Source organism: Catenovulum agarivorans DS-2 (assembly GCF_000568405.1).
Lineage (GTDB): Bacteria > Pseudomonadota > Gammaproteobacteria > Enterobacterales > Alteromonadaceae > Catenovulum > Catenovulum agarivorans_A.
Genome location: NZ_ARZY01000007.1, coordinates 84,553 through 100,196, shown reverse-complemented (window position 1 = coordinate 100,196; position 15,644 = coordinate 84,553). Strand labels below are relative to the sequence as shown.

The following is a 15,644-nucleotide window of genomic DNA, read 5'->3' as shown; positions in this document are numbered from 1 at the left end:
CTTTAATCTGATAAATGCTGGTTGACGACCTTTTTTAGTTCATCGGTTTGGACAGGTTTTGACAAAAAGTCATTCATACCTACTTTCAAACACTTCTCTTTGTCACCAGCCATCGCCGCGCCCGTTAAAGCAACAATGGGCGTTGGTGTTAAACCTTGCTCATTCTCGTACTGTCGAATCAAATGCACCATGTCGTAGCCACTTAAATTAGGCATATGGCAATCTGTAATAACTAACTTATAACTGTGATTTTTAAATGCTTGTAACCCCTCATAGCCATCATTTGCAACGGCTGGGTCAACGCCAAGGACTTTAAGCTGCTTTTTTATCAACTTCTGATTAAGAGGGTTATCTTCGACTAATAAAACCTCTTCATCGCCAACATTAAGCTTTTGGTCGAGGTCTTGGGTTTGCACTGCAGTTTGAATGCTAGTATCAGATTGCAACAATTCATCGGCTTGTTCTTCAGCCATCACGTACTTAATAAATTGGAACTTGGTTAAAGGCTTAATCGGTAATGCAGGCATGGTCGGGTGCAAATTGCGTAAATGTTCTAAATCATTGCGTTCAACTGCGACCATTTTATAACCATCAGGGCAAGGTAATTGCTCAAATGCACTTAATATGTGTTGATAAGGTTCAATTTCCCCCAACATTAAAATAACCGACCCGGCCATAGTTGCCAATTGGTCTGACTGGGCTATGGCTTGCCAATCATGACAATACGCTTCACCACCTTCACTTTCGGCATAATCAACCAACCTACGCGCCAATTTTTGTAAATATGGATTACATTCAATAAAGTGCAATTCACGCCCAAATAAAGGCGGTAAATCTTCATCTAAAGCTTCTACCTTGCCTAAATTTAAGTAAATGCAAAATTCTGTGCCCTCACCTTCTTTTGAGGTTAAGGTAATGTCACCATGCATCATCTCTACGAGTTTCTTACAAATTGCCAAACCTAAGCCAGTGCCACCAAATTTTCGACTAGTCGATTTTTCAGCCTGTTTAAATGGTTGAAACAATTTAGCCTGCACATCTTTGTGTATACCAATACCATTATCTTTAATTCTAAACGCAAGTGTGTAGTTAGTGTCGCTTTCGTCTTCTATCGATACATCAACCACTATTTTGCCGACCCGGCTGGTTTGTTTTGCGGTAAATTTTATCGCATTGCCAACAATATTAAACAGGACTTGGCGTATACGAACCGGATCTCCAATCATTTTATCCGGCATATCACTTTGCTCGCGAACTTCAAAAATAAGTCCAAGCTCCAAGGTGGATGGAACAAAGGTTTTAACTACGCTATCCAGGGTTTCTGACAATAAAAATTCGGTTTGCTCTAATTCAAACTTACCAGCCTCAATTTTACTGATATCCAAAATATCATTGAGTATCGCAACTAAATTCAGCGCAGATGACTTGGCCGTATCAACAAGATCCATTTGCTCGTAATTTATTTGAGTGTGTTTAAGTAAATCTAACGAAGCGACTATTCCATTCATCGGCGTACGAATTTCGTGACTCATCATAGCTAAAAAATCAGACTTAGCTGTACTCGCTTGTTTTGCCCGCTCAATTGCTTGTTGCATTTCTTCTGTGCGAATTTCAACAATTTGCTCTAAGTTACTGTTTAATTCCTCTAGTTCAGCTGTTTTTTCATGTACTTTCTGCTCAAGCGATTGGTTCGCACTAATTAACGCAGTTGTCAGTCGATTAACAGAATCGGCTAAGCGGCCAAACTCATCATCCCGTTGCAATTCAATTTTGTGATCAATATGGCCCTGAGTGATACGTTCGGCACCTTTGGTCACCTTATATAGCGGACTTAAAATATGCTTTACTAAAAATAGTGACAGCCATATTCCCAAAACTAATGCGGCAAGAAAACTGTAAAATACCACTTCAATCAACTGCTGAGCTGCTTTAGATGGCTCTTGCGCATAAAAAATCAAAAATGCTGCACTCGGAATGCCAATACAGACAAATAGCAAAATGGTTTGAGTTAAGTAAAGCTTGTTTCTAATGCTTGTTGCACGTTGAATTTTCATAAGTTGTACAACCTAAGATATATAACAAATTTATAGCTCTGATTTTTGCAAACTGCGGCAAAATGATTCAAAGTCAGTTAAATCACCAATGGGTTTAGAAAAATAATAGCCTTGCAACACTTGCGCCTTGTACTTCTCACATAGAGATGCCTGCTCTAGTGTTTCTACACCCTCGACGACAACGTTCATTTCTAGGCTAGATGCCATAGAAATAAGCGCTTTTAGCAGATTACAACCTTTCACATCGCTCGGTAAACCAATTACAAAAGAGCGATCCACTTTTAATGTGGTCACGGGCAAATCACGTAAATAAGCAAGAGAAGAGTAACCTGTGCCAAAATCATCAACGGCAAAACCAACACCCGCATCGACTAATTCAGCAATCGTATTACGCACAAGCTCCATATCGTGAATTAACACACTTTCCACAATTTCTAGCTCAATCACATTTGGCGGCAATGAAAATTGTCGCAAGCAATCAAAAAACCGGTCTGTGAAAGTTTCATCAGCTAGCTGCACTGCAGAAATGTTGATGGATACCCGAAACTCTTCCGAAACCACATTATTTCGTCGCCATAACACTAATTGACTACAGGCTTGTTGAATAACCCATTGCCCTAACTGAATAATTTTTCCTGATGTTTCGGCAAATGGAATAAACCGGTCGGGGGACAACAGCCCTAAAGTGGGGTGATACCAACGAATAAGCGCCTCAGCACCTACAACTCGAGTCGGATTCACTGCTAATTGTGGTTGATAAAACAGCCTAAACTCATTGTTTTTGATGCCGTCCAACAGTGAGTTTTCCACCTCCAACTGCTCTTCTAATTGCTCGTGCAATAACTTGGAGTAAAAATAGAATTTATTTTTTCCCGCTTGTTTGGCTTTATACATTGCAATTTCAGCAGCTTTTAGCAGCTCTTTATCATCTGCAGCGCTGTCGGGAAACATCGCCACACCGATACTTGCGCCTAACTCAAGCTTGTGCCCTAAACACTCAATTGGGCTAGAGAAAACTTTTTGCAATCGATTCGCGAAGTTAAACAAAGCTGTACCTGTATCAAGGTCATTCGCTAGAATTGCAAATTCATCTCCACCAAAATAACACACTAAATCATCATCTCGGCAGACCTTGAGCAACTCCTTGGCTGCTTTTTGTAAGTACAAGTCACCAACATAATGGCCATAATAGTCGTTACATGATTTAAAATTATCGACGTCAATTAAGATTAAACTGGCTTTTACTTGTTCTCGATGAGCTCGCTGCAACAAAGCTTTTAACGAAGTTAAAAAGAAATCGCGGTTCTTTAAACCTGTCAATTTGTCAGTACGGGTTACGTGTTTAATATCTTGCGATTGCATATTTAACGCTTGATATAACCCTAGCCGAGAAACAGTTCTAGCATACACTTTGTACAATAGGGTTTTGTTCAGCTGCTCGGCACTAACTATTTCATCAATTCCACGCGTCAAACATTTATTGATCAAACTATCGCTAACATTTTCAGTCACAGCTATAAATGCAGTGCCTCCTGCAAGCTTACTTTGAGTCATATCAACGAGGGTTAAGATATCAAGATCGGGTAAAACTAAAGGCAAAATGACGATATCAAAATGGGTCCGGGTCATATGGTTAATAGCCTGCTCACCGTCATTCACGACCACGATAGAAGTATCTTTTAAGTCAAAGGATAGCTGTTCAAGCAGAGCTTTTGCTTGTTGGTAAAAATGATTAACTAACAGCACCCTCATACCATAACCAGACCTTAATAGATAAAAATTGACCCGTTAATTGTTTGACATAATCTAATATTTAGCAAATTTCGTAAGTAAAAAAGTGTTGTTGCGGTCTGATATTTCTCTACTACACTTAAGCCTAAGGTACTTTAACCCTGCAAACTAAGGACGTTTGCGCTTAGCTAGCTACTGGGCACGATTCATTAAGGAAATTGCAAACAGAGATCAAATCAGATTCCGCTGGTTATTGAGATGTTTATTCATGTCTGAAATGATATTGGCAACAAACTATAACTTTGAACAACAAGAAAACTACAATTTCCTATTTGCTCAAGATGGTAGCCTAATTGCAGATCTGCCTGACATTCAGTCTGACAAACTGTTAGAAAGGCTCGAAAAGTTATGCAAAACCAATAAATCACAAAATATCTTACTGCATTTAATTGGTAAAGAAACATTTGAGAAACTACGCCATGCGAGTTGGCAGTTTACCCGCCATGCAGTATTACCGCCAACCGAAATCCCAACGTGCGGTGTTTGGGACATTAGCTGTTTCCCAACCCAGCTCAATGGCCAGACGATATTGTGTGTCAGTTTTACCTCATCACCGATTGCAATAGCCACGCATTTAACCAACAGTTATCAAATAGCCGCCGATGCAACATTAATTGGCGTATGGGACATTCGATTTATTGACGAACCTAGGGTCATGGATGAAAGCGATTGTTTCCAGCACATTCTAGACAACCAATTTGTGTTTTTTTCACAAACCGCTAAAGATATCCTGTCATTACGCAGTTTCCGCGAGACGACTTGGCGTACTGTATTTAATCGCATACATCCAGATGACCAAGTGACATTTGAACAAATGTTTTTAGGCAACCTATATCATAACATCAGGCTCAATTTTGACTGCCGTATTGCTGACTTAAATAAAACTTATCGCTGGTACACAATTAGAGGTGAATCTATATCTAATGAGCAAGGTTTACCACTTAGAATGTGCGGAAGTGTATTTGAATGTACTGAACAAAAAGAAATGCTCAACTCGATATTAGAGTCAGAAAATACCAAAAAGCTTGCACTTGAGACCAGCGGTATCGGTGTTTGGTCAGGCACTAGTTTAGACGATCTGTGGACCTGGGATAGTAATGTCGCAGCGATAATGAACTTAGGTGCAACATATCAAGGCAAGTTAGCGGACTTGCTCAACAATGTGCAAAACGACGATAAGAAAAAACTGATAGACCAGTTTAGAAACGCCACCAATGGCAATGCCAATATTGATTGTGAGGTAAAAGTTGACCTAGGAGACTTAGGGATTCACTTTGTTGTCATTAAAGGCAATGTCACTAAAGATATTATGGGCAATGTTAAACGAATAGACGGCATATGCCATGATAATTCTGCAGAGCGCATTGCCAGTCAAAAAATAAAAGAGCTCAATGAAGCACTTGAACGTACGGTAAAACAACGCACTAAAGAATTAATAAAAGCTAGAGACTTAGCGGAATCAGGTAGTATCGCTAAATCGAATTTTTTAGCTATGATGAGCCATGAAATCCGCACTCCAATGAATGGTGTCATTGGTGCACTCGACTTAGTAGAACGCTCACAGCTCAATTCAGAACAACTTGATTTGATTCATACTGCTAAAACCTCTGCGCTAAATCTAGTGGATATTTTGAATGACATCTTAGACCTCAACAAAATTGAAGCGGGTAAAATGCAATTGGAGTCAACCAATGTCTCCATCTCTGAAACCATAGATAATGTAGTTAATATGTTTTTATCTATTGCCGACAATAAAAACGTCAAACTAACCGTAGAAGAAAGCAATTCAATTCCCAACTGGGTCAACACAGACCCAGTGCGACTGAGGCAAATTTTGATTAATTTTGTTTCAAATGCAATTAAATTTTGTGGTGGCGAACAGAAAGCTGGCCATGTCCATATTCAGGTATCAATTGATGAAAGCCAGTCGTTTAGCTCGCAAAAATCCGTCATTTTTAGTGTGCGAGATAATGGCATTGGCATGACCGCCAAAACCATAGATAAATTATTCTCACCTTTTACTCAAGCAGAAGCATCGACCACTCGAAAATACGGTGGCACAGGTCTAGGATTAGCCATATGTGGACGTTTATGCGAATTAATGGGTGGTCAAATACAAGTAGATAGCCAAGTTGGCGAATACTCGAAATTTACCATTCGCTTGCCGCTTTGGGAAACGGAACAACTGGCCGATGTTTCTATGTTGTTTGGTCAACTAGTCTATATGCAGAACCTATCAGCCTCTGATAGTCAACTGGCGTGGATAAGTGAGCGTTTAGAACAGCTTGGGGCAGAAAGAGTCGATAAAGCAACCCAAGCAGATATCGTGCTGATATTAGCCAATCAAACGCATCAACTTATCGATATTCAACGAAATATAGATCAAGCTTTACAAGAGTTTTGCACGGCTCAAATCTTATTGGTCTGCCCTCGAACACTGAGAACCCCGTTATGGAAAACATGGCCAGAGTTAAAAATAATCGCCAGTGATCCAATGACACGTTATGCTTTTGAGCGTGTCGACTTGGGTACAGATTCATCTTCACAAGCCGAAAATCACAGAGCAACAAACTCTACCGCACCAGAAAAAGCCAGCATACTATTGGTTGAAGATAATCCACTTAATCAAAAGTTATTGCTAAAACAATTAGCAGTGTTAGGCCTGAATGCAGACTTGGCCCACGATGGGCGCAATGGCTTAAACCTATTTACTCAAAACAGCTATAAACTCATTTTAACGGATTGTCACATGCCAGTAATGGATGGTTATAGTATGGCCAAAAATATTCGAGAGTATGAAACATCGCAAGGTTTGCAAACTACACCTATAATTGCAATAACAGGCGCAGCTATGACTGGCGATAAAGAGAAGTGTATTCAATCGGGTATGAATGACTTTTTACCCAAACCAATCGAAACACATAAATTAAAAGCAATTGTGGAGAAATGGCATGAGTGATGTACCTGTATATGATCCAAACGTGCTCACCAGTTTAATCGGCGATGACCAGCAAAGTATTCAAGAGTATAAATCTGAATTCTTAAAACAATGTGTGCCTAGTTTGCGCGAAATTGCCGCCGCCTTTAATAAAAATGACAAAACAGCTGTCAAAGAAGCGGCGCATTATTTAAAAACCTCAGCCAAAGCAGTGGGCGCTCTGCGCTGTGCTAATCGACTACAAGCGATAGAAGATAGCGCCCTTGCCGAACAAAGAGCTGAACTAAAACAGCATATCACTCAGCTGCAAACAGATATACGAGATTTAAAAAAGGAGTTTAGGTAAATGGCAGGCAAAAGCTCGGTCAAAAGTGCATTGGCAAGCCGACACCCACAAATATTACTCATTCATTCTGTTGATTTAGAAAGTGGTGCGGCGGTCATCGTCTCGCAACATATGGAAGATTTTAGAGCTTTTAAAGAAGGTGAAAAAGCGATTGAGGCAATTAAAGAATTTCAGCCAAAAATATTATTACTAGAGCTCAACTCAGTAAAAGAAAGCATCGCTTTTTATGTCAGCTTAGTCAAAGAACATAACCTACTAACCTACCCTCACCAGGTTGTACTTTTGTGCGGCAACAAAGAAGCTGGTTTAGCGTACGCCGTATGTGCAAAAGGTACATTTTACGACTATTTTGTTTCTCGCCCTATATATGAAAAATTTAGATTAAAATCTATTCTTAACAATCTAACAAAAATGTTAGATATACAACAAGAAGCAACCACCTTAAACGATAGCTATATTAATGCGCTGGATACCGACATCGATGAGCTCATCGACGAAGCCAATAGTTTTCAGGACAGTATTCAAAATAGTATTAAAAACTGTCGTACTGCTTTAGTTAACACAGGTACTGGTGGCGGTGAAGATGTAACCGAAGTATTATCGCCACTCATTTCACAAATCGAAGATGAAGTACATAAAAGTTTACAAGCTTTTATCGAAAACCTCACCAAACAGAAAAAGTCTAATCAAGTGCATAACAAAGCGTTGAAAAAGTCTGTCACGCCAGAATGCAAATTCATTAAAGATATCCCAATGGAGGATGAAACAGCACTAGAAGCAGAATCGGATTCCCCGCCGTCGGATGCACTATTAGAGCAAGCAGCCGAGCAACAAGATGAAGAGGCTGCACGTTTACTCGCGGAGCAAGCCCTATTAAACGAGGACATTTTGTTAGGTGATGAAGGCGCTGTCGAATCCGTCGAAAAACCTAAACCGAAAAAAATTCTAGTCGTTGAAGACAATCATATCTACCGAGACATGATCAAAAAGATTCTAACCGGGGGTGGATACGAAGTCGTCGAAGCTGGTAATGGCATGGAAGCAATAAAAACATCCGCCAAAATTAAGTTTGATCTAATTCTAATGGATTTATTTATGCCTGAGCTAGATGGCTTAAACGCGACTAAACAATTTAGAAAACGTATGGGTAAAAAAGATTTGCCCATTTTGGCGTTAACTGGCAACAAAAACAAAGACTTGGTGATGAAGTGGGTATCATCGGGCATCAATGGCTACATAATGAAACCATCTAGCAAAGAAAAAATCATCGAAGCAGTCGAAGAAGCACTAAGTAAAAAAGAAATGCGCGCGAAAAAAGAAGGTGCATGATATTGCATCTGGCTATGCGCGCTTTACAATGAAAATATCGCAATACCGCTTCTATTTTGTTGAATTAAATTCATGTTAGAAATAAAACATTTAAAGACCATTCGTGCGCTTGCTCATACAGGCTCTCTCGCAAAAGCGGCAAATTGGCTGCATACCACTAGCTCCGCCCTTTCTCATCAACTTAAAGAGTTAGAAGCACGTATCCGTCATCCAATATATGTTCGCAAAACTCAACCTGTAAAATTTACCCCAGAAGGCGAACTGATTCTGCAACTGGCAGAACAAATTTTGCCATTGGTGCAAGATACAGAAACCCGTATACAAGACTTGCGTACCCAAAGCAAAGGGCAACTGCGTTTAGCGATTGAATGTCATAGTTGTTTTCAGTGGTTAATGCCAGCCATTAGCCAATTTCACAAACGTTGGCCAATGATAGAACTGTCATTCAACAATGAATATATGTTTGACGCACTACCAGGTTTAACCGAAGGTGAACTTGATTTAGTTATAACAGCTGATACCTTTGAGTCTGATGAGTTTTACTTTGAGCCTTTATTTAGCTTTGAAATGGTATTGGTCACCGCACCGGATCACCCATTAGCAAATAAATCTTACATTGATGCTACTGACTTAACCCAACAGACATTATTAACCTACCCAGTTGAACCCGCTCGGTTAGACATATACAAATATGTTTTGCACCCAGCAAACTGCCAACCTAAACACGTTAAAAAAGTCGACCAAACTCTAATGATTTTACAAATGGTCACTGCAAATTTAGGAGTTGCTGTTTTACCGTCTTGGGCCGTCACCGAATATCAACAACAGGGATTAGTCGAAACGGTAAAAATTGGCCAACAAGGTCTAACCAGTAAATTATTTGCTGCGGTCAAACAAAGACAAAAAAACTTAGGCTATATCAAGTCATTTTTCGAAATTAGCCAACGAACAAGTTTGACAAACTTAACAGACGTAACACCAATCAAATAATTTTTCTAGTTGAGGGTGCTGCAAAATTTCTGATCATCGACCATAATTAAGGAGATTTCTTTCAACGTTAACTATAAGAGTGGAAATGAAAAACCTGCAGAACCAAATCCTAATTGCGATGCCATCACTTGAAGATGGATACTTTGAACGCAGTGTCACTTATATTTGTGAGCACAACGAAAATGGTGCTATGGGGATTGTTATAAACCAACCACTCGAGATGAGAGTCACTGATTTACTCAATCAAATTAAAGTTCCGCTAGATAACAAACAAATTAACGGCGATATCCCTGTTTATGCTGGTGGTCCCGTCAGTCCTGAACGAGGTTTTGTGTTACATAAACCTCAAGCGCAATGGCAAAGCTCAATGCAACTCGCCCCAGATATCATGATAACAACGTCAAGAGATTTGTTAGAGTCAATTGGCACAGAACACCAGCCAGATGATTATATGATTTGTCTTGGTTACGCAGGCTGGGAAAAAGGCCAATTAGAACAAGAACTTTTAGATAATGCCTGGTTGACCATACCTGCTGATGCAGAGCTGATATATTCAACGCCAATTCATTTACGCTGGCAACGCGCTGCCGAAGTGCTCGGCATAGCCACATGGCAAATTAGCAACCAAGTTGGACACGCATAACGAGAGGATATTTGTTAAACTAGCCTCTTAGTTTGCAACAGTAGAATTATTAAGATGACACAATCTTCTACCAATGTCGGTCAGCGCAATGTCATGGCTTTCGATTTTGGCTTAAAAAGCATAGGTGTGGCGATTGGCCAAGAACTCTCCTATTCAACCCGTTCTTTGTCAGCGCTTAAAGCACAAGATGGCATTCCCAACTGGGCGCTCATCGAAAAGATGTTAAAAGAATGGCAGCCAGATTTACTGTTAGTTGGATTGCCACTAAATATGGACGGTACTGAGCAAGCTATCACCCAAAGAGCCAAAAAATTCGCCAACCGTTTGCATGGTCGCTTTGGCTACCCTGTTGAAACTTGGGATGAAAGGTTAACCACGGTCGATGCGAAAGCGTACTTGTTTGAAGTTGGTGGTTATCGAAACTTAGCCAAAGATAAAATTGATTCAAAGTCAGCTGAAATCATCCTAATGAGCTGGTTTGAAAATCAGGCACTATAGCTCTATTTTCCATAATATCGTGTCAACAGGCTTTTTAAAGGGCTATAAAGATAGCCCTATCTGCTAAGCTACTCTTGTATACTCATCAACAATTCACGCAAAATGTCAGAGAGTTTATTAAAAATCACTGCCCTGCGAGTTGTTTGTCTCCAAACCAATCCAATTTGACGACTCGCCGCCTCTTGAGCCGGATTAACCAACTTTATATCTCTGCCATCAAGCAGACCTGCATTAACGGCCATTTGCGGCACAAAAGTCGCGCCAGCTTGGCATTCGACCATAGTCATAAGTGTATGTAAGCTAGTTGCGGAAAAGGGATTAATCTTACGATTGTCGACTAAACGGCAAGCAGAAACCGCGTGCTCGGTCAGGCAATGCTCTTTTTGCAATAAAAATATACTGTGATCAGGCAAAGCTGCATAGTCAATTTTATCTGTATGATCAACCGGATAGTCATTATGTGCCGCCATCCAAAATTTGTCGTCTCCAACCACCTTGCTGTGAAAAGCGCCAATATCGACTGGCAGCGCCAAAATCAAACAATCTAATTCACCTGCATCTAAACTCTTAAGTAAATTTTCCGTAGTATCTTCTTTGAGCTGCAGTTGTAAGTCAGGCAAACTTTGTTGCACGTTAAGATAGAAATCTTTAAACAAAAAAGGGGCTATCGTTGGGATACAGCCTATTTTCACTCGCCCTGCCAACGGGTTTTGAGCTTCACTGGCTATTTCGGTTAACTCGCTCACTTGCTGAACAATTTGTTTAGCCATCTCCACCATCACTTCACCCATCTCGGTAAAAACGAATGATTTCTGGTCCCTTTCAATTAACTGTCCACCAAGCTGTTCTTCTAAATTCTGAATGCCAGCACTCAAAGTAGACTGGCTAACAAAACAAGCTTCAGCCGCTCGGTTAAAGTTTTTAAGTTCATATAACTTAATTAAATACTGTAAATTACGAATACTAGGGAGTTTAGCCATTGAATTATCTATAGTTAAATTTGGTTCTGTGTATGTACTTTAGAGCATAATCAAGCGCCATGACAATAGCCAATCTAACTATTCTGTAATCGACAAAAAGTGTGTAAAGTTTCGGTAAAGAGTTTGTTGAAGCCCAATGAGCTGGTTAAAATGAATTTGTACAGGCAAAAATATTGAGACGAAATGCAAACGAATATCCTAATTATTGACGACGACGATGCACTAGTAGAGTTGCTAAGTGAATTTTTAGCCGTTGAAAATTTTAACTGCACGAGTGCGTCAAATGGCGAAGAAGGCATTGCGATGCTAAAAAGGCATTCATTTGATTTAATCCTGCTTGATGTCATGATGCCAAAAATGGATGGCTTTGAAACATTAAAAAACCTTCGCAAGACGGATAAAACCCCTGTACTCATGTTGACGGCTCGCGGTGACGACTATGACCGCATACTCGGTTTAGAATTGGGCGCAGATGATTACTTGCCAAAACCATTTAATCACAGAGAATTACTTGCTCGTATCAAAGCTATACTACGCCGATTTGACTATGCAAAAACGCTGAGTCAACAAGCGCCAGTGCAAATTGGCCAACTTAATATCGACCACAATACTCATAGTGTCTATATCAACCAACAAGCAATTGAACTTACGGGTACCGAGTTTCAATTTCTCGATTTCTTAATTCGGCATCTTGGTCAACTGATCAGTAAAGAAACCTTGAGCGAACAAATTTTAGGTCGACGCTTGATGCAGTTCGACCGCAGTATCGATATGCATATCAGTAACCTGCGCAAGAAGCTTAAAGAGGATGAAAGCATTGAGATAAAAACTGTCCGAGGAGCTGGTTATAGATTGGTGACACATGATTAATTCTAAATTTAATCCGTTCAGTACCCTGTTTGGCCGAATATTTATTGGCTTTTGGGGGACTGTATTGCTGGTATTAGCCGCGACTTTTTTAATTAATCAACAATTTAACCAGTACAATAATGTTCAACCAATTGAAAGCTATCATAAACACCAGCTTAAACATGCCAGAAAAGAGCTAGCAAGAGCTGATAACTATCAGCAGTTAGAAAAGAAAATCAGCCGCCTACAAAGTCAATATCGGCCAAAGCGCTGGATAGTGTTACGTGATACTGAAACAGGTAAACTTATTAAAAATAAATCGCCGTTAAATTGCCCTAATGTTGAGTTAAAACAACTAGCCTATGAAGCCGAACCATTACAAGTTAGAGTGAAAGAACATGTCTTATTTGGCCCTGAATCGGTTTCCGTCAATGGCAAAGAATATAAGATGATGATGGTCTATAAAACCACGCCTCGGGCAGATTTTTATCGTGCTCTGTGGCATTCTCCTGAATGGCTCAAGTTCTTAATTGCTGGCTTATTAACCATTCTGCCTTGCTGGTTAATTGCTCGTGGCATTACCATTCCAATCAAAGCTTTAACTCAATCGGCTAGGAATTTAGCTGAAGGTAAATTAAGCTATCGAGTTCCCAAACAAGTGATAGCTCGAGCTGACGAAGTCGGACAATTAGCTAAAGACTTCAACTATATGGCAGAAAAGATAGAAGGAAATCTCGCACTGCATCAAAGGTTGTTGGGCGATGTATCACACGAACTGAGAACACCACTCACTCGGCTTAGTTTAGCCTTGGCTCTATTGGCGAAAAATCCACAAAATATGCAAGCGCAAATTGACCGTATGGAACTTGAACTCGACAAGCTAGATGAAATGATCGGCAACGTATTGCGCTTGGCTAAACTAGAAAACGACGATGCTCAATTGGAATTTACTGCAATTAATCTACAGCCATTAATAACCGATATCTGTACGTCCGCTCAACTAGAATGTGACACTAAAAACATTCAGCTCAATGTCACAACTCATGGGACATTAATGGTTAATGGTGATGCAATGCTACTGAGCACCGCCATAGAGAATATTGTTAGAAATGCAATAAAATATTCACCGCAAAACAGTAATATTAAAGTCACTGCAAAGACAGTCGAACATGCTATCTTGATTCAAGTGAGCGACAGTGGTCCAGGCGTTCCAGACGACGACATTGATAAAATCTTCAACCCATTTTACCGAGTGGAAAAAGATCGCGATCGTATATCTGGCGGTACGGGGTTAGGCTTAAGCATCGCCAAAAAAGCCATATCTCGACATGAAGGCACAATCAGTGCGTTCAACAAGGAGCAAGATCCTGGTTTAACAGTCGAAATCAGGTTGCCCGCAATTGTAGGTTAAATCGGCATTCCGAGGATCTACTCCTCGGAAGCCACTGACGCTACAGCATAAAGCAATGGTGCATTCCAATTAATTGCGGTTTCGTTAGTGGCATAACTGCACCAATCATCGACATACGAAAGCGCAGGAAACTTTGATGGATAGTCGCATTGATCTTGTTGACCAGCATGCGGGCCACCCGCAACCAGACCGGGCACTGGGTCTAACACATCGTCTGCTTCAGATACTCTATGATGCAAATGCATCGGGGTTTGACTACCTAAACCTGAAACAAAACTATAACCTGTTGGGTTGGTACCAAAGATGTAGTCTAAGTTAGTCGCGATCAAACGATTTAAACTAGCTGGATCAGCCACATAGGCTTTGGCCGCATCCAAAACCATAATATGGTTGGCCATATTACCATTACTGCCCCAAACAAAATCGTCGTCAAATACCCCTAAACTAACCTTAATAGCTGATTGGTTAGCCATTATCGACATATGTTCAGCCAGTGCTTTAAGCTTTTGTTGCGCCTTGTACTGCCATTGCTGTGCGTTTGCTTCTTCGGCGAGAGAAATCCAACCTAAGCCTTGCACATCTGACCAAGTGGGCACTGACATCTCAATTGCTTGTAATTGAGTTAAATCTTGCCAATAATCTTTCGCATCAAAGGTCAAAGCTAATTCTGCCGCGGCCCAAAACCATTCATCCGAATAGTCATCACCTGTTACCACGTAAGCACCGGTTTTCACGTCATCTGGTTGCACATATATTTTGTCAGGATTAGCTTTGGCCCATTTATAAGCTTGTTCGGCCGCCTGCGCACATAATTTGGCGCGTTCGGCATCAATATCTTGTAAATGTCTGGCAAAATAAGCGGTAGTCGCTGCAAAATCTAAACTAGCACCTATTGATTTTGCAATCATATATCTAGGTTCCAATCCTGCTTCTGGCATTATCTTCCCTGAAAAATTGAGCGTAGTCACCTTATGGTATACCCCACCATCATTTGGATCTTGCATGGTCAAAAACCAATCTAACTGCCAAAACAGTTCATCTAAAATATCCGCTGTACTATTAAACTGCTCAGGAATATTTAATTTAAGCTGTTGAAAAAAACTTGGATGTTTGAGGTAAGCACGCAACATGGTATACATGCTAATGGCACTGTTTACCGTATATTTATTGTAATCACCAGCGTCGTACCAGCCCTTGGGTGAAGGAACAACAGTGCCTTCAGGCCTATGCGCTGACGCTGCTGAGTGATGAATCTTCACTTGCTGATCCATGTGGCCGGCAGCTCTGTTAAACTTACCGCCATATTCAAAAGATATTTCATGGCTCGCTCGATTAAAATAAAACCCCTGAGCAATAATTTTAGTCGCTCGGGTATAAACATCATTTGCAACCCTGAAGCTCGCCAGAACTTCACCATCAATTACAATTTGATATTCACCTACTTGGCTTAATTCGGTTAAATCGAGTTCGACAAAATTTTTACCCGCGTGAGGCCAAAACTGCGCTTCAGAAGTTAGTTTGCTTATCACCGACTGTTGGTTATTTCTGTCGACAACATCAACGGTTAATGCATTGTTAGCCTGCAGATAAATCAATTTCGCCATGTTTGCTTGGTAGCCGATTTGGTTGTACAAAACAGCAGCTACCTCGTCTGCAGGCTGCTGTTTAGGCTTGCTAGGCGCTTGGATAGACGACTCACTGGCTATATTGTCCGTGCCCTGACAGCCAATCAGCAGTACCGCTGATAATCCAATCGCACAACCGCTAAAAAGTTGTTTTTTCATTGTTATTGTCCTTCCTATTGGTAAGCAAAAA

General features: G+C 40.5%; 12 protein-coding genes. 8 read left to right on the top strand and 4 right to left on the bottom strand.

All coding sequences use genetic code 11. The features are described from left to right. Nucleotides 1-2 precede the first annotated feature (2 nt). Together DS2_RS05815 and DS2_RS05810 are read right to left on the bottom strand one after the other, a co-directional pair. Entirely contained in the window at nucleotides 3-2,054 is a 2,052-nt protein-coding gene (locus DS2_RS05815; protein ID WP_051479653.1) for an ATP-binding protein, read from the bottom strand. A gap of 30 nt (nucleotides 2,055-2,084) precedes the next feature. Next, nucleotides 2,085-3,806, bottom strand: coding sequence for a putative bifunctional diguanylate cyclase/phosphodiesterase (locus DS2_RS05810; RefSeq protein WP_035013721.1), 1,722 nt, complete (start codon nucleotides 3,804-3,806; stop codon nucleotides 2,085-2,087). Between the two features lie 247 nt (nucleotides 3,807-4,053). Here DS2_RS05810 and DS2_RS05805 point away from each other — a divergent pair, with 247 nt between their 5' ends. From DS2_RS05805 to ruvX, 6 genes are all read left to right on the top strand, one after another. Next, nucleotides 4,054-6,804, top strand: coding sequence for an ATP-binding protein (locus DS2_RS05805; RefSeq protein WP_035013720.1), 2,751 nt, complete (start codon nucleotides 4,054-4,056; stop codon nucleotides 6,802-6,804). After that, nucleotides 6,797-7,129 (top strand): Hpt domain-containing protein, encoded by a 333-nt coding sequence (locus DS2_RS05800; RefSeq protein ID WP_035013719.1) that lies wholly within the window; start codon nucleotides 6,797-6,799, stop codon nucleotides 7,127-7,129. The genes DS2_RS05805 and DS2_RS05800 overlap by 8 nt, the downstream gene beginning before the upstream one ends. Next, nucleotides 7,130-8,458: a response regulator gene (locus DS2_RS19690; RefSeq protein WP_051479652.1), complete on the top strand. Its 1,329-nt coding sequence runs from the start codon at nucleotides 7,130-7,132 to the stop codon at nucleotides 8,456-8,458. 72 nt (nucleotides 8,459-8,530) lie between these two features. Beyond that, on the top strand, nucleotides 8,531-9,448 hold the full coding sequence (locus DS2_RS05790; protein WP_035013718.1) for a LysR substrate-binding domain-containing protein: 918 nt from the start codon (nucleotides 8,531-8,533) through the stop codon (nucleotides 9,446-9,448). An 85-nt stretch (nucleotides 9,449-9,533) separates the two neighbouring features. After that, a complete protein-coding gene (locus DS2_RS05785; RefSeq protein ID WP_035013717.1) occupies nucleotides 9,534-10,091 on the top strand; it encodes a YqgE/AlgH family protein in 558 nt (185 codons plus the stop codon). Nucleotides 10,092-10,145: 54 nt separating this feature from the next. Next, the gene (ruvX, locus tag DS2_RS05780; RefSeq protein WP_035013716.1) at nucleotides 10,146-10,589 is read left to right on the top strand and encodes a Holliday junction resolvase RuvX; all 444 of its coding nucleotides are present in this window, start codon (nucleotides 10,146-10,148) and stop codon (nucleotides 10,587-10,589) included. Nucleotides 10,590-10,657: 68 nt separating this feature from the next. Here the strand turns inward: ruvX and DS2_RS05775 are convergent, their stop codons facing one another. After that, a complete protein-coding gene (locus tag DS2_RS05775; RefSeq protein ID WP_035013715.1) occupies nucleotides 10,658-11,569 on the bottom strand; it encodes a hydrogen peroxide-inducible genes activator in 912 nt (303 codons plus the stop codon). A 183-nt stretch (nucleotides 11,570-11,752) separates the two neighbouring features. Here DS2_RS05775 and DS2_RS05770 point away from each other — a divergent pair, with 183 nt between their 5' ends. Together DS2_RS05770 and DS2_RS05765 are read left to right on the top strand one after the other, a co-directional pair. Next, nucleotides 11,753-12,439 (top strand): response regulator transcription factor, encoded by a 687-nt coding sequence (locus tag DS2_RS05770; RefSeq protein WP_035013714.1) that lies wholly within the window; start codon nucleotides 11,753-11,755, stop codon nucleotides 12,437-12,439. Continuing rightward, the gene (locus tag DS2_RS05765) at nucleotides 12,432-13,829 is read left to right on the top strand and encodes an ATP-binding protein (protein ID WP_051479651.1); all 1,398 of its coding nucleotides are present in this window, start codon (nucleotides 12,432-12,434) and stop codon (nucleotides 13,827-13,829) included. Before DS2_RS05770 ends, DS2_RS05765 begins: the two co-directional genes overlap by 8 nt. Nucleotides 13,830-13,846: 17 nt before the next feature. Here the strand turns inward: DS2_RS05765 and DS2_RS05760 are convergent, their stop codons facing one another. Then, nucleotides 13,847-15,613 carry a glycoside hydrolase family 9 protein gene (locus DS2_RS05760; RefSeq protein ID WP_035013713.1) on the bottom strand — a complete coding sequence of 589 codons (1,767 nt, stop codon included), beginning with the start codon at nucleotides 15,611-15,613 and terminating at the stop codon, nucleotides 13,847-13,849. Nucleotides 15,614-15,644 lie beyond the last annotated feature (31 nt).

What these genes read in the sequence shown, in the direction of transcription:
- DS2_RS05805 (WP_035013720.1), top strand. Translation starts at nt 4,054, where the DNA reads ATGTCTGAAATGATATTGGCAACAAACTATAACTTTGAACAACAAGAA.
- DS2_RS05760 (WP_035013713.1), bottom strand. Translation starts at nt 15,613, where the DNA reads ATGAAAAAACAACTTTTTAGCGGTTGTGCGATTGGATTATCAGCGGTA.
- DS2_RS05800 (WP_035013719.1), top strand. Translation starts at nt 6,797, where the DNA reads ATGAGTGATGTACCTGTATATGATCCAAACGTGCTCACCAGTTTAATC.
- DS2_RS19690 (WP_051479652.1), top strand. Translation starts at nt 7,130, where the DNA reads ATGGCAGGCAAAAGCTCGGTCAAAAGTGCATTGGCAAGCCGACACCCA.
- DS2_RS05775 (WP_035013715.1), bottom strand. Translation starts at nt 11,569, where the DNA reads ATGGCTAAACTCCCTAGTATTCGTAATTTACAGTATTTAATTAAGTTA.
- ruvX (WP_035013716.1), top strand. Translation starts at nt 10,146, where the DNA reads ATGACACAATCTTCTACCAATGTCGGTCAGCGCAATGTCATGGCTTTC.
- DS2_RS05810 (WP_035013721.1), bottom strand. Translation starts at nt 3,806, where the DNA reads ATGAGGGTGCTGTTAGTTAATCATTTTTACCAACAAGCAAAAGCTCTG.
- DS2_RS05815 (WP_051479653.1), bottom strand. Translation starts at nt 2,054, where the DNA reads ATGAAAATTCAACGTGCAACAAGCATTAGAAACAAGCTTTACTTAACT.
- DS2_RS05785 (WP_035013717.1), top strand. Translation starts at nt 9,534, where the DNA reads ATGAAAAACCTGCAGAACCAAATCCTAATTGCGATGCCATCACTTGAA.
- DS2_RS05765 (WP_051479651.1), top strand. Translation starts at nt 12,432, where the DNA reads ATGATTAATTCTAAATTTAATCCGTTCAGTACCCTGTTTGGCCGAATA.
- DS2_RS05770 (WP_035013714.1), top strand. Translation starts at nt 11,753, where the DNA reads ATGCAAACGAATATCCTAATTATTGACGACGACGATGCACTAGTAGAG.
- DS2_RS05790 (WP_035013718.1), top strand. Translation starts at nt 8,531, where the DNA reads ATGTTAGAAATAAAACATTTAAAGACCATTCGTGCGCTTGCTCATACA.